Consider the following 14289-nt stretch of genomic DNA (forward strand, 5'->3'; position numbering starts at 1 on the left):
ACCATGACCTTTTCCCTGCGCCGTATTGCCCTTGCCACTAGCTGCCTGTTACTGGCCGGCCATGTCCTGGCTGGCGAACCGAAACGCCCCGAATGCATCGCCCCGGCTTCGCCCGGTGGAGGTTTCGACCTGACCTGCAAGCTGGTACAGAGCGCACTGGTCAACGAAAAAATCCTCACCAAACCGATGCGCGTGACCTACATGCCCGGCGGTGTCGGCGCCGTGGCGTACAACGCCGTGGTTGCCCAGCGCCCCGCCGATGCGGGCACCCTGGTTGCCTGGTCCAGCGGCTCACTGCTGAACCTGGCCCAAGGCAAGTTCGGTCGCTTCGATGAAAACGCCGTACGCTGGCTGGCGGCAGTCGGCACCAGCTATGGCGCCATTGCAGTGAAGAGCGACTCCCCCTACAAGACTCTCGACGATCTGGTCGCGGCACTGAAGAAAGACCCGAGCAAAGTGGTTATTGGCTCGGGCGGTACCGTCGGCAGCCAGGACTGGATGCAGACCGCACTGATCGCCAAGGCTGCCGGGATCAACCCGCGGGACCTGCGTTATGTGGCGCTGGAAGGCGGCGGTGAAATCGCCACGGCACTGCTGGGTGGGCACATTCAAGTGGGCAGTACCGACATTTCCGACTCCATGCCGCACATCCAGAGCGGCAACATGCGCCTGCTGGCGGTGTTTGCCGAGAAACGCCTGGATGAGCCGGAAATGAAAGACATCCCCACCGCCAGGGAACAGGGGTACGACATTGTCTGGCCAGTAGTGCGCGGCTTCTACCTCGGGCCGAAGGTCACAGACGAAGAATATGCCTGGTGGAAAGATGCCTTCGACAAACTGCTGGCCTCTGAAGACTTCGCCAAATTGCGTGATCAGCGCGAACTCTTCCCCTTCGCCCTGACGGGCAATGAACTGGACACCTACGTGAAGAAACAGGTGGCGGACTACAAGGCCCTGGCCAAGGAATTCGGCCTGGTTCAGTAACTCGCTTATCCAGAAGCCTATCGCTGGCAAGGCACCTACACCGCCCCGTAGGCGTCAGCCTCGCCGGCGATCCCCTGCCCCAAAGAGGATTCACCATGATCCTGCAACGACTCTTCGCCTTCGTTTTGTTGGCGGCATGCGCCGCCTTGGCCGTCATGGCCTGGCCCTACCAGGCCGCCTTTTCCTACGAGCCGGTCGGCCCCCGCGCCTATCCCCTGCTGATGCTCGGCCTGATGAGCGCAGCACTGCTGTACCTGCTGTTTCGCCCCACCCCCATCGTGCACAGCGACGATGAACCGGCGCTGGACCGCGCCACGCTGAACAAGATCGGCGTCTGTGTACTGCTGTTACTGGTCTTCGCAGCCACCTTTGAACCGCTGGGCTTCATCCTCAGCAGCATCCTGATCGGAGTACCGATGGCACGCCTGTACGGCGGTCGCTGGCTGCCCAGCGCCGCCATCATCGGCGTGATGAGCATTGCCCTGTACCTGTTGTTCGACCGGGTGATGGATGTGCCGCTGCCCCTTGGCCTGCTCGACATTCTGGAGAATTGACATGGATACCCTCAGCTATCTGGGCCAAGGCTTCGGCGTCGCCCTGAGCCCCTACAACCTGGTCACCGCCCTGGCCGGTACCCTGATCGGCACCGTGGTCGGCTTGCTGCCGGGCCTGGGCCCGATCAACGGCGTCGCCCTGTTGATCCCCATTGCCTTTGCCCTGGGCCTGCCGCCAGAGTCGGCGCTGATCCTGCTGGCAGCGGTGTACCTGGGCTGCGAGTACGGTGGGCGGATCAGTTCGATCCTGCTCAACATCCCGGGCGAAGCCTCCACGGTCATGACCACCCTCGACGGTTACCCGATGGCGCGTCAGGGCTTGGCCGGCGTGGCCTTGTCGCTGTCGGCCTGGAGCTCGTTCATCGGCGCCCTGATCGCCACCTGCGGCATGGTGCTGTTCGCGCCGTTACTGGCCAAATGGGCGATAGCCTTCGGCCCTGCCGAGTACTTCGTGCTCATGGTCTTTGCCATCGTCTGCCTCGGTGGTATGGCCGGGGACAGGCCGTTGAAAACCTTTATCGCCGCCTTGATCGGCCTGTTCCTGTCCAGTGTCGGGATTGATGCCAACAGTGGTGTGTACCGCTTCACCGGCGACAGCGTGCACATGGCCGACGGTATCCAGTTCGTCGTCCTGGTATTGGGCCTGTTCTCCATCAGCGAGATTCTCCTGCTGCTGGAAAAAACCCACCACGGCCACGAAGCCGTAAAAGCCACCGGACGCATGCTGTTCAACCTCAAGGAAGCGGCATCAGTGTTCGTGGTGAACATTCGCTGCGGCTTGCTCGGTTTCATCATGGGCGTGCTGCCGGGTGCAGGCGCAACGCTGGCCAGCGCCGTGGCCTACATGACCGAAAAACGTATCGCGGGCGCCAGCGGCACGTTCGGCAAAGGTGACAAACGCGGCCTGGCTGCGCCAGAAACGGCGATTGGTGCATCCTGCTGCGGCGCTCTGGTACCGATGCTGACCCTCGGCGTGCCGGGCTCGGGCACTACCGCCGTGATGATCGGCGCCCTGACCCTGTACAACATCACCCCGGGGCCACTGCTGTTCGAACAACAACCCGATATCGTCTGGGGCCTGATCGCATCGCTGTTCGTCGCCAACATCATGCTGGTGATTCTGAACATCCCGATGATTCGCCTGTTCACCCGTATTCTCGCCGTGCCGAACTGGGCGCTGGTGCCGGTGATCGCGATCATTACCGCCATTGGTGTCTATGCCGTCCACGCCACCACCTTCGACCTGTTCCTGATGATCGGCATCGGCATCTTCGGCTACATCCTGCGCAAGCTCGACTTCCCGCTGTCGCCAATCCTGCTCGGTTTCATCCTTGGTGGTTTGATGGAACAGAACCTGCGCCGGGCCCTGTCGATTTCCAACGGTGCGCTGGACATCCTCTGGGCCAGCCCGATCAGCCTGTCGGTATGGGTACTGACTGCGTTCATGCTGGTACTGCCACTGCTGCGTATCTGGCGTAAACGCAGCGTGCAGCGACGTGCCCTGGCCGATGCCTGATTCAGCACCACAAGGCTGGTGGGCAACCGCACTGGTCGGCCTGGCAGGCGGCTTTCTCGCCAGCCAGGTCGGCTGGCCATTGCCCTGGATGGTCGGCTCGCTGCTCGCCGTCATCCTGGTGCGCTGCCTGACACCCTGGCAACTGAAGGAAATCCCCGGCGGCCGTAAAGGCGGACAATGGATCATCGGTGTCGGCATCGGCCTGCACTTCACCCCAGCGGTGGTCGAGCAGGTGGCGAGCCACTTTGGCCTGATCTTCTTCGGTGCATTGCTTACCAGCTTGTCCAGCGTGGTCGGGGTCTGGCTGTTGCGTCGAACCGGTGAGGATCGAGCCACGGCATTCTTCTCAAGCATGCCGGGTGGCTCAGGGGAGATGGTCAACCTGGGGGCGCGTAATGGCGCGTTCCTAAGCCACGTCGCAGCGGCGCAAAGCCTGCGGGTGCTGGTGGTCGTGCTGTGCGTACCTGCCGCCTTCAAGTTCCTGCTCGGCGACGGTGCACCGCTGCTGCATGCCGGCAACGTCGATTGGCGCTGGCTGGTCGTGGTGATCCCGTTGGGCGGGCTAACGGCCTGGGCATGGCAACGGCTGCGCCAGCCCAACCCCTGGTTGTTCGGCCCATTGCTGGTCGCCGCCAGTGTCAGCATTGGCTGGAACCTGCAGATCGGCTTGCCAGACGGCGCCAGCCAGATCGGCCAATGGCTGATTGGCAGCGGCCTGGGCTGTCACTTCAACCGAGCGTTCTTCCGCCGCGCGCCGTCCTTTCTTGGGCGAACACTGATTGCCACCTCGTTGAGCATGCTGATCGCGGGGCTAGCCGCCTGGGCCTTGAGCCTCGCCACCCACCTCGATCTGCGCTCACTGACCCTGGGCATGATGCCGGGCGGCATCGCGGAAATGAGCCTGACCGCCGAAACCCTGCAACTGTCAGTGCCGCTGGTAACGGCGTTGCAGGTCATGCGCCTGCTGTTTGTATTGTTTCTGGCCGAGCCCTTGTTTCACCACTGGACCCGGCACAGCGAATAACCTGCCGCTTGCGCAAGCCGAAGAACCAAGCGGTTTGCGCAGCCCACAGAAGGTGCTTCATTTACGCAGGCGGCAGGCGCCAATCGATAGGCGCCAGGCCACGCTGCTCGAGGAAGCGATTGGTCTGGCTGAAATGGCCACATCCGAGAAAACCACGGTAAGCCGACAACGGCGATGGATGCACCGACGTCAGGACCAGATGCTTGGTGGCATCAATCAATTTGCGTTTGCTTTGCGCATGCGCGCCCCACAGCAGGAAAACCAGGTTTGGCTGCTGCTCACTCACCACTTCAATAATCCGGTCGGTGAAGTGCTGCCAGCCCTTGTTGGCATGGGACGCCGCATTGCCTCGCTCGACAGTCATGGTGGTATTGAGCAGCAACACGCCTTGTTCAGCCCAGTGCTGCAGGCAGCCATGGTTGGCAATGTCGATGTTCAGGTCGCGCTGCAGTTCTTTGTAAATGTTCAGCAACGACGGCGGTGTAGGCGTACCTGGTTGCACCGAAAAACACAGACCATGGGCCTGACCGGGGCCGTGGTACGGGTCTTGGCCGAGAATCACCACTTTGACTTTATCCAGCGGCGTGGAATTCAGCGCATTGAAAATCATCGGCCCTGGCGGGTAGATCTCTTTGCCTGCAGCATGTTCCTGGCGCAGAAAGTCTTTCAGCTCCTGCATGTAGGGCTGGTCGAACTCGCTGCGCAAGGCCTGCTTCCAGCTGGGTTCGAGTTTGATACGGTCGTCGTCGGTCATGGTGTCATCCAGAAAACAATGGGGCGGACACTAGGAAACCCGCTCGTGCTTGTCAATCGATCCGACCGACGACCGGCACGATCACCATCAGCGACCATACTTTCGGGATAAACCTGTCGAGGCCTCCCCATGAGCGTGGCGTTTGAAGTATTGACCGGTGTTGACGGTGCAGGCATTGGTATCGCCAGCCTGAACGCACCGCAGTCACTCAATGCGTTGTCACTTCCGATGGTCCAGGCGCTGTACACGCACCTGCAGGCCTGGGCTGAAGACTCGCGCATTGCCTGCGTACTGCTGCGTGGTAACGGCGACAAGGCGTTCTGTGCTGGCGGCGAGGTACGCAGCCTGGCCCAGGCCTGCCTTGATCGGCCCGGTGAAGTACCGCCGATGGCCGCTCATTTCTTTGCCGCCGAATATCGCCTGGACTACTGCCTGCACACCTACCCCAAACCGCTATTGTGCTGGGGCCACGGCCATGTGTTGGGTGGAGGCATGGGCCTGCTGCAAGCGGCCGGCGTGCGCATCGTCACCCCAAACAGCCGCCTGGCCATGCCGGAAATCAGTATTGGCTTGTACCCGGACGTCGGCGGCAGTTGGTTCCTCTCGCGCCTGCCCGGCAGGTTGGGCCTTTTTCTGGGCCTGACCGGCGCACCGATCAACGCCCACGATGCACTGGACCTGGGCTTGGCCGACCGCTTCATGACCCCGGATCAGCAGGAAAGCCTGATAGAAGGCCTGCTGCAACTGAACTGGCAGGAACAGACGGCCCTGCAACTGAATAGCCTGTTAAAAGCCCTGCAACAGGAAGCCCTGCCTGCTCTGCCAGCCGCGCAGTGGTTGCCCCGCCGCCAGCATCTGGACAACCTGCTTGATGTCGGTGATCCGGTCTGCGCCTGGCGCGCCATCGCCCAGCTACGGCATCAACCCGACACCCTGCTCGACCGTGCCGCACAGACGATGCTTGAGGGCTGCCCACTCACCGCGCTGCTGGTCTGGCAACAGATTGCTCGTGCACGGCACCTGTCATTGGCTCAAGTGTTCCAGATGGAATACACCATCAGCCTGAACTGCTGTCGCCACCCGGAATTCGCCGAAGGGGTGCGCGCGCGCCTGATCGACAAAGACCAGAAGCCACACTGGCATTGGCCAGACATCAGCCATGTACCCGCAGCAGTGGTAGAGGCGCATTTCAACAAGGCATGGGAAGGTCGCCATCCGCTGGCAGACCTCACACAGCCACTCACGTAGGTGCTGTAGCAGGCCAGCCCGCGCAAGGCGATGCCTTCCGGGGTGCTAGCAGGTGTCAGCGGTTCCAGTTGCGATCCGATCTGCCATCGCGGTCGTGTCCACGACCGTAATCCTGGCCACGACCGTGCTCCTGACCGCGACCATAAGCCCGACCACGGTCATGCTCATGACCACGGCCATAATTGCGGTCATAACCACGGCCGCCATCACGGTCCCGGCGAGGCGCATCCCGGTAGCCATGGTTGTCATGACGGTAACGGGCGTCATAACCACGCCCCTGATAACGGTTGTTGTAGTAAGACTCGGGGGCGGCTCGGTAGTAACGTGGCGCAGGCGCGTAATAACGCTGCTGAGGCACCACATAGTAGCCTCGCCCATACGAGTAGGAAGGCCGGTCGTAGTCCCGGTAGGAGTAACGATCTACGGTGTACACGTCATTGCGGTAGTAGCCATGGTCTCCATAAGGTACGCACGCAACCATTAATGAACCCAACACTACAATCAGCAAAAGTCGGCGATACATGGCGGCCTCCTGGACCGCTAAGCTGCCATCCAGCGACGCTGGTCGGCGCCGATCGATAGTCATCGGCCGGCACAACATCAGACACGCAAAAGCGCGCCCAGTGCCGTAGATGAAATAATTTGATACAAGGCTTATAACCTTAAAAATCATCCAGTTATTTTTCTTCAAGACCACTAGAATACAGGCCACTGGTACCAGCAACGGAAATGCCATGCCGTCTCGTTCTGCCTTGTTTTCACAACGTTCGCTGATCCTGGCGTTACTCCTCTTGCTGGGCTGTGGCTTTCTCGCGACGTCTCTGCTCAGCTACTTCGCCTCACGCAGTTCGATCCGTGACAACATCATCAACACCGAGCTGCCACTGACTTCCGACACCCTCTACTCGGAAATTCAGAAAGACCTGGTACGCCCCATCCTCATTTCATCGATGATGGCCAACGACACCTTCCTGCGCGACTGGGTGCTGGCCGGGGAACACGATCCTGAGCGCATGACCCGCTACCTCAACGAAGTGATGGCTCGCAATCGCGCGTATACCGCCTTCTTCGTCTCCGACCTTACCCACACCTACTTCCAGGCCCAGGGTGTACTCAAGCAGATCGACCTGCAGGAAGCCCGTGATGCCTGGTACTTCCGCCTGCGCAACCTCGATGCGCCTTACGAAATCAACGTCGACCTGGACATGGCCAACCAGGACAACATGGCCATCTTCATCAACTACAAGGTCCTTGATTACCAGAACAACTTCATCGGTGCCGCCGGTGTCGGGCTAAGCCTCGAATCGGTCATCAAGTGCATCGACGACTACCAAAAGCGCTACATGCGTAGTGTCTACTTCGCCGATCGCCAGGGCCGCATCGTACTGACTGGGTCTGATGGCGGCCCACAGGGCATGCAGGCCGGGCAACACTTGAGCGACGTCAAAGGGCTGGGTGACCTGGCTCAGCAGATGCCCATCCCCGTCAGCGGTAGCCGCGAATACCGCAGTGCCGACGGCCACAACCAGTTCCTCAACGTGCGCTTCATCCCGGAACTGAACTGGTACCTGTTCGTCGAAAAACATGAAGACGGCCGGTTGGACAGCATCCTCCAATCGCTGTACATCAACCTGGCGATCTGCGCGATGATCACCCTGGTCGTACTCTCGCTGCTCAATGCCATGATCAAACGCCACCACGAGCGCATCCAGGCCCTGGCCACCCTCGACAGCCTGACCGGCTTACCGAACCGCCGGGCCTTCGACCTGCTTGCCGCACAAGCCTTGCTCGAAGCCCAGCGCGAGCCCAAGCCACTGGTGGCGCTGCTACTCGACCTGGACCACTTCAAAGCCCTCAACGACACCTACGGCCACCTGGGTGGCGACGAAGTGTTACGCCAGTTTGCCCGCGTACTGGAGAGCTGCCTGCGCGTCTCCGACATCATCTGCCGCTGGGGCGGCGAAGAGTTCGTCGTGCTACTCCAGGGCAGCGAGCATCAGCAGGCGCTCGGCGTTGCAGAAAAGATCCGCCAGAAAACCGAGCAACTGGCATTCAGTTATGCTGACGCCGATATCAAGCTGACCGTCAGCATCGGCTTGAGCAGCCTGCGCCCGGACGATACGCTACACACCCTGATCGGTCGCGCCGACCACGCGCTTTACCGCGCCAAGCAAAGCGGGCGCAACCGCGTCTGCACGGATCACGCATGAACGAGCCCAACCTCTGCCCGGCCTGCGGTGCCAGCAACCACTGCAGCCTCGCCAACCCTCGCAGCGCTACGCACGATTGCTGGTGCTACGGCGTCAGCATCGACCCGCAGGTGCTTGAAGCACTGCCGGCCGAGCTGCGTGACAAAGCCTGCCTGTGCCCGCGCTGCGCCCAGGTAGAAGCCCAACTGCAGGCAGCCAAGGACGCCGCAAAGCGCTAAACTGCGCACCCGATACTGGCCCCTTCTCGCCCCATGCGCCTCGACCGTTTTCTCAGCAACCTGCCCTGCTACAACCGCCAGCAAGTTCGCCTGCTGCTGGCAGAACGCCGCGTACGCGTCGATGGCACACAGGTCGGCGACCCACGCCATGACGTGCGCGAGTTCAGTCGAATCGAAGTCGATGATCAGCTTGTGCAAGCCGGCAGAGCACTGCGCTATTTCATGCTGCACAAACCAACGGGGTGCGTCAGCGCCACGGTCGACCCACAGCACCGCACCGTCCTTGATCTGCTCGACGAGCCGGACAAACACGACCTGCACATCGCCGGTCGCCTGGACTACAACACCACCGGCCTGCTGCTGATCACCAACGACGGCCAATGGTCCAGGCGCCTGACCCAGCCACAGACCAAACTCCCCAAGGTCTACTACGTCGAAACCGAGCACGTCATCGACGAGCACTACATCGAAAAGTTTCGTGAAGGCTTCTACTTCGCCTTTGAAGACCTCACCACGCAACCGGCAGAGCTGACGATACTCAGCCCACACAGCGCTCGCCTGAGCATCGTCGAAGGCCGCTATCACCAGGTCAAACGGATGTTCGGCTTCTTTGACAACAAGGTAATACGCCTGCACCGCGAACACATGGGCCCCCTGCAACTGGACCCGTCGCTGCTGCCCGGCGAGTACCGCGCCTTGCGCCCAGACGAAATCAGCGCGTTCTGACGTCACGACCGCCTGGCAGAAAAATATCGCCAATTACACCAACGGCACTTGCGGGTTCAGCACATGGCTGCTTGAATCCAAACGTCGGTCTGCATGTGACTCGCCAGTCACAACCGCAGTCAAAGACACCTTTTTGCCGGCTACCAGCACCTCGAAGTGATGGGGTCCGGCAGATTGCCCGCCTAGAACAATACCCGTCGACCAGCCTGTAGCGGATCGACAAGGGCCCTCAGTTTCACTTCAAGGCGTATGCCTACCTGTCATAAAGAACGTGCAATCTTGCTTGCGCGATTACCCTTTCTTGCGCCAGGAGTCGACGACATGAGGCCAGAAATTGCTGTGCTGGATATACAAGGTCAGTACCGGGTTTACACGGAGTTCTATCGCGCAGATGCCGCCGAAAAGACGATCATCCTGATCAACGGATCGTTGGCAACCACCGCCTCGTTCGCCCAGACGGTGCGTAACCTGCACCCAAAATTCAATGTTGTGCTGTACGACCAACCCTATTCGGGCAAGTCCAAACCGCACAACCGCAACGACCATCTGCTGACCAAAGAGATCGAAGGCCAGATCCTTCTGGAACTGATCGACCATTTTGCTGCCGATCACATCATGTCCTTCTCCTGGGGCGGCGCCTGCACCCTGCTCGCCTTGGCCCACAAGCCACGGCGCATCGAAAAGGCGGTGATCAGCTCGTTCTCGCCGGTGATCAACGAACCGATGCGCGACTACCTCGAGCGCGGCTCACACTACCTGAGCAAGTGCGATCGCTACGAAGTCGGCGCCTTGGTCAACGACACCATCGGCAAGCACCTGCCGTCACTGTTCAAGCGCTTCAACTACCGGCATGTCAGCAGCCTGGACAACCACGAATACAAGCAGATGCACTTCCACATCAACCAAGTGCTCAAGCACGACCTGGACAACGCCCTGCGCTCGGCCCGTGTCATCGACATCCCGGTACTGTTCATGAACGGTGAATGGGACGAATACACCACCACCGAGGACGCCCAGCAGTTCAGCAAACACGTGCGCAACAGCCACTTCAGCCGCATCCAGAGCGCCGGCCACTTCCTCGACATGGAACACAAGGCCGCTTGCCGCGACTCGCGCGATGCACTGCTGAGTTTCCTCACCCCCTCGCCTCGGGAACACCGCGTACGCACGCCGTTTACCCTGGGAGAACATGCCTTTGCCCTCTGAGCATCGGGGTCGCCGGTAACGCAGCAACCTGCATCACACGCCTTCGGGCACCCGCAAGATGCAGACCTTGCGTTACCGGCCGACCGCACAACGCGCGTGAAGAAAGGCTTCAATTCCCGCCTCACTTCTGGTACAAAGTCGTCCTGCAGAGCGGGTGTCGTATAATGGCATTACTCCAGCTTCCCAAGCTGATAACGAGGGTTCTTATTGGACAGCCCGTTTTGGTGAGTAAAGACTGACGCAAAAAGCGGGTATAGTTTAGTGGTAAAACGAAAGCTTCCCAAGCTTTAGTTGAGGGTTCGATTCCCTCTACCCGCTCCATCTCCTTCCAGTCAAAACCCCGTATTCTTTGCCTTTCAGGGCACTTAAGCCGACGAAAGCGAATTCCTCCCCATGCTGGCTTCACAGCACCCCGTCAAACCGTTTCGGTTATAAATCTGCCTGCAGTCACCGACCAAAGTGGTGAGCAAAGGGCAGCGACACTGGCCCGCAACAAGATCACACCTTTGTACCCACGCCCCCACAAAATCCTTTCCCCATTTTCGATATTTAGCCACATATTGATCGCCTCCCAGCTAGTCTCTTCCCGTGAGGAATTCCAACCTCAAAGACCAGTAACCCACATGAGGCAGCCCCCGCCGCCGCCCTCAGGAATTCCAGTAATGCCCTGACAATCCGGTAGCGAGATCCGAAGAGCCAGAACAGTCGAGGGCAGATCCGCCCCATCCCAATGCGGCGATTCAAAATCTGGAGCTCCACAAGGAAGTGAAAGGATAGCGATGAACACCCGCGCGAGTAGAGAACCCAGACCGCACGCTGCCCCTATAGCGAATAACGACTGTTTTGAGCAGCTCATGCACCTCGTAAGCATGAACGGTTATGCATTCACCAGAACCTTGCTTCCTGAATCATCGACTCAAGAAATCGCAATTCGCCTCGGCTCCATTCTTGATCCACAGAAAATTGCACCAGGCCATGGGATCGCAACCGTTCAGACGTTGAAGCCACGAGAGTCAAGTGACCTCGACCTTCAAACCTACGGCGGAGTTTATGGCCGAAACGAGTTTCCTCTTCATTCCGACTACGCCCACTGGGGATCACCACCCCGTTTCCTGATGCTGCGCTGCCTTGAGGGCATCCCCTCGGTGAGCACCTATCTACTGCCAGCCTCTGACATTCTTGAGCATGCAGATGGACTCGCAGAAAGAGCCGTCGTAGTGCCGCGCAGAGCCCAGCCTTGTTGGCGCTGTTGCGACTTTGACCCAGGCTGCCGGAATTCATTGACCCACCCGAATACTCAGTAAACGATGGCCTTGCGCGAGATTTCAGAGACTGCATATGGGGCAGTCAAAATCAGCAGACTGGGTCAAAGTGGCATCAGCGCCAACAATCTGTAGGTACTAAGGCCGGGCGAGGAGCTCAGAAGGCATGTCGTCAAGCCAAACAAAAAGTTCGGAATAGCGAACTTTGTGACAAACTGCCCCCGCTTAGCGTCTTTGTCAAACGATTTGTTCGGAATCGTGGTACATTTTTCACCACTACTGGAGGAGATAGGACATGGCTACCCATCTCGGCGAGAAGCTCCGCGACCTGCGCAAGCAGCGCGGATTGACCTTGGAAAAGCTCGCGGACATGGCGGGGTTGAGCAAGAGCTACCTATGGGAGCTTGAAAATCGGGAATCTCAACGCCCTTCTGCTGAAAAGCTCACCGCGTTGGCAGATGTTTTGGGAGTAGGAACTGCTTACTTTTTCGAGGATGATCTGAGGGAGCCTGAAGAGAAACATCTCGACGAGGCTTTCTTTCGTGGATACAAGAATCTTGAACCAGATGCCAAGGCGCAGCTGAGAAAGATTCTGGATACATTCAAAAAGGATTTTTGAAAATGCCTGAGCCTGAGGTATGGACACCGCAGAAAGCTGCAATTCGACTGACCAAGATTTGTGATTTTTTCAGTCAGGTTCATGGGGTTCCGCGCTTTCCCGTAGATGTACCAAAACTGGCTCTGGATACAGCAGAGGTCTTTAACTGGCCTGATCCCATTGCCAAGGTGGATGCGGTCGATATCAAGGGATTTGATGGGGCGCTATTTGCCAACGAAGCAAGAAGCCGCTGGATGCTGCTTTACAACAGTGGGTTGGAGTCACCCGGTCGAATCCGCTTTACCCAGGCCCATGAGCTTGGTCATTACATTCTGCACCGCCTCAAGCGCGACGAGTTCAAATGCAGCAGTGATGACATGCTGTCATGGGAGGACAAGAATATTGAAGCCGAAGCTGATCTATTCGCTTCTTTCCTGCTGATGCCGCTTAATGACTTCCGTAACCAGCTCACCACGAGCGTCGACTTCGAGGTGCTGCGTCACTGTGCGATGCGCTATGGCGTTTCACTGACGGCTGCAGCATTGAAATGGATTCAGTGCACCGAAGAGAGCGCAATACTCATCCTTTCTTGCGATGGATTCATGAAGTGGGCATTCCCCAGTGCTACTGCACGCAAGAACGGGGCCTTTTTTCGGACACGCCAAGGAGCTGTGGAAATTCCTGCAGGTTCACTGGCCGCGTCCCCTAACGTTTCGCAGGAGCGCCAAGGAATTGAGCTTCCAGCATCGCTATGGTTTCCACACGCTGATCGAAGCGCCAGCGTGCGCGAGATGAAGATCCAGTCCGAAAAATACGAATATACGATGACTCTGCTGTGCCTGCCGCGTAATGCGTCCGTATGGCCGCCCTTTGCTCAAAGCGACGATGAAAATGGCCGTTGGCGCCGTGATTAATAGGCACGGCATGACAAGCATGAGTGGCATATGAACGCGAATATACATCGGTTAGTAGTATGAGGTGACGCTCTGGCACGCCACCAAAAATATCTTGCCAACCAGCAGTCCATGAACCGCTTTTACGAGCTCGTTGATGTGCATGGTGAGGCTGAATCGAGCGGCAGTCTGGTTTGATCTGCCCCCATGCTACAGCTGTTTTTTTTGGGGGGGGATTTGAATCGGGAGTCGGCGCCAGTACTCACCAGGTGAGTGAAGACCGATGGGGATGCACCATGCCGTAAACGGTTGCCGGGCAATTCGTGGGGGCCTCACATATTTACACACTTACACACTTCACCCGCCCTTTCGTCCAATAAAGGTTCGATTCCCTTCACCCGCTCCACTTTCGCCTCGCTGAAAATCCGTCTGAACCCATACACTGCTGAAAGTAAGGAATTTTTCCTTAGCATCAGTCCAGCCTGATCTGCCACTCCCACGCCACTACGACGTTTTCAAGCCTTTACTACATCACAAGATACGTTGATGAAAAAAGAAAAGGCCGTACTAAAAAGCATCAACCAAGGGTCGAAATGATGGACAAAAATCTCTTCGATCGTCTTGTTAACAGCATGACTGAGATGGATGAGATCGCCCGTGGTGAGCGCAAGCCATCCCGGGAATTCCGGGTCGACGCTATACACGTGAAAGCAATCCGCGAAGCTACAGGTCTTACTCAAGAAAAATTTGCAAAACGAATCGATGTACCTGTTGGGACCCTCAGGAACTGGGAGCAGGGACGTCGTGTTCCAGAAGGGCCAGCACGTGCATTGCTGCGTGCGATTCATAATGACCCTACTCATGTGCTGGCCGCGTTGGCAGAAGCATGAAAGCCCCAGCCACATGGCGGGATCAGGCTACAGACGCCCCCGCTTTTAGCGGGGGTTTGTTTTTCTAAGCCAAATTCAAGCCTGCATCCCATAGAAACCACATAAGCCCGTGACATTGGCATTGCTCTTAAACAAAGAACCAAGGCCTTTCGCTTAGGGACGCTGCCTAGGCCTGCGCATTCGTCTCTCGCCTGACTCAAAACAAC

14 protein-coding genes and 1 tRNA gene are annotated in these 14289 nt (G+C 58.5%); 13 read left to right on the forward strand and 2 right to left on the reverse strand.

What is annotated here, in order from left to right:
- Window positions 1-3: 3 nt before the first annotated feature.
- From CS390_RS19410 to CS390_RS19425, 4 genes are all read left to right on the forward strand, one after another.
- On the forward strand, window positions 4-984 hold the full coding sequence (locus tag CS390_RS19410) for a tripartite tricarboxylate transporter substrate binding protein (RefSeq protein WP_099775641.1): 981 nt from the start codon (window positions 4-6) through the stop codon (window positions 982-984).
- 95 nt (window positions 985-1079) lie between these two features.
- Window positions 1080-1538: a tripartite tricarboxylate transporter TctB family protein gene (locus tag CS390_RS19415; RefSeq protein WP_099775642.1), complete on the forward strand. Its 459-nt coding sequence runs from the start codon at window positions 1080-1082 to the stop codon at window positions 1536-1538.
- 1 nt (window position 1539) lies between these two features.
- A complete protein-coding gene (locus tag CS390_RS19420; RefSeq protein ID WP_065761114.1) occupies window positions 1540-3054 on the forward strand; it encodes a tripartite tricarboxylate transporter permease in 1515 nt (504 codons plus the stop codon).
- Window positions 3047-4078, forward strand: coding sequence for an AbrB family transcriptional regulator (locus tag CS390_RS19425; protein WP_099775643.1), 1032 nt, complete (start codon window positions 3047-3049; stop codon window positions 4076-4078). The genes CS390_RS19420 and CS390_RS19425 overlap by 8 nt, the downstream gene beginning before the upstream one ends.
- A gap of 61 nt (window positions 4079-4139) precedes the next feature.
- Here CS390_RS19425 and ung read toward each other — a convergent pair whose 3' ends face one another.
- Window positions 4140-4832 carry a uracil-DNA glycosylase gene (ung, locus tag CS390_RS19430; RefSeq protein ID WP_065761116.1) on the reverse strand — a complete coding sequence of 231 codons (693 nt, stop codon included), beginning with the start codon at window positions 4830-4832 and terminating at the stop codon, window positions 4140-4142.
- Between the two features lie 129 nt (window positions 4833-4961).
- Between ung and CS390_RS19435 the strand changes: the two genes are divergently transcribed.
- Window positions 4962-6080 (forward strand): enoyl-CoA hydratase/isomerase family protein, encoded by a 1119-nt coding sequence (locus CS390_RS19435; RefSeq protein ID WP_099775644.1) that lies wholly within the window; start codon window positions 4962-4964, stop codon window positions 6078-6080.
- Between the two features lie 55 nt (window positions 6081-6135).
- Here CS390_RS19435 and CS390_RS19440 read toward each other — a convergent pair whose 3' ends face one another.
- Window positions 6136-6603 carry a hypothetical protein gene (locus tag CS390_RS19440; protein WP_099775645.1) on the reverse strand — a complete coding sequence of 156 codons (468 nt, stop codon included), beginning with the start codon at window positions 6601-6603 and terminating at the stop codon, window positions 6136-6138.
- A gap of 211 nt (window positions 6604-6814) precedes the next feature.
- Between CS390_RS19440 and CS390_RS19445 the strand changes: the two genes are divergently transcribed.
- From CS390_RS19445 to nadS, 8 genes are all read left to right on the forward strand, one after another.
- Entirely contained in the window at window positions 6815-8290 is a 1476-nt protein-coding gene (locus CS390_RS19445; protein ID WP_099775646.1) for a sensor domain-containing diguanylate cyclase, read from the forward strand.
- On the forward strand, window positions 8287-8508 hold the full coding sequence (locus CS390_RS19450) for a cysteine-rich CWC family protein (protein WP_065761120.1): 222 nt from the start codon (window positions 8287-8289) through the stop codon (window positions 8506-8508). Before CS390_RS19445 ends, CS390_RS19450 begins: the two co-directional genes overlap by 4 nt.
- Window positions 8509-8541: 33 nt before the next feature.
- Complete coding sequence (locus CS390_RS19455) at window positions 8542-9234, forward strand: pseudouridine synthase (protein WP_099775647.1); 693 nt, start codon at window positions 8542-8544, stop codon at window positions 9232-9234.
- A gap of 321 nt (window positions 9235-9555) precedes the next feature.
- The gene (locus CS390_RS19460; RefSeq protein ID WP_099775648.1) at window positions 9556-10440 is read left to right on the forward strand and encodes an alpha/beta fold hydrolase; all 885 of its coding nucleotides are present in this window, start codon (window positions 9556-9558) and stop codon (window positions 10438-10440) included.
- Window positions 10441-10687: 247 nt separating this feature from the next.
- Window positions 10688-10761: transfer RNA gene (locus CS390_RS19465), tRNA-Gly, on the forward strand.
- 1236 nt (window positions 10762-11997) lie between these two features.
- Window positions 11998-12321, forward strand: coding sequence for a helix-turn-helix domain-containing protein (locus CS390_RS19470; protein ID WP_099775649.1), 324 nt, complete (start codon window positions 11998-12000; stop codon window positions 12319-12321).
- Between the two features lie 2 nt (window positions 12322-12323).
- Entirely contained in the window at window positions 12324-13214 is an 891-nt protein-coding gene (locus CS390_RS19475) for an ImmA/IrrE family metallo-endopeptidase (RefSeq protein WP_099775650.1), read from the forward strand.
- 575 nt (window positions 13215-13789) lie between these two features.
- The gene (gene nadS, locus CS390_RS19480) at window positions 13790-14083 is read left to right on the forward strand and encodes a NadS family protein (protein ID WP_099776766.1); all 294 of its coding nucleotides are present in this window, start codon (window positions 13790-13792) and stop codon (window positions 14081-14083) included.
- Window positions 14084-14289 lie beyond the last annotated feature (206 nt).

Origin of the sequence: Pseudomonas sp. HLS-6 (assembly GCF_002753995.1) — a bacterium.
GTDB classification, from domain to species: Bacteria; Pseudomonadota; Gammaproteobacteria; order Pseudomonadales; family Pseudomonadaceae; genus Aquipseudomonas; species Aquipseudomonas defluvii.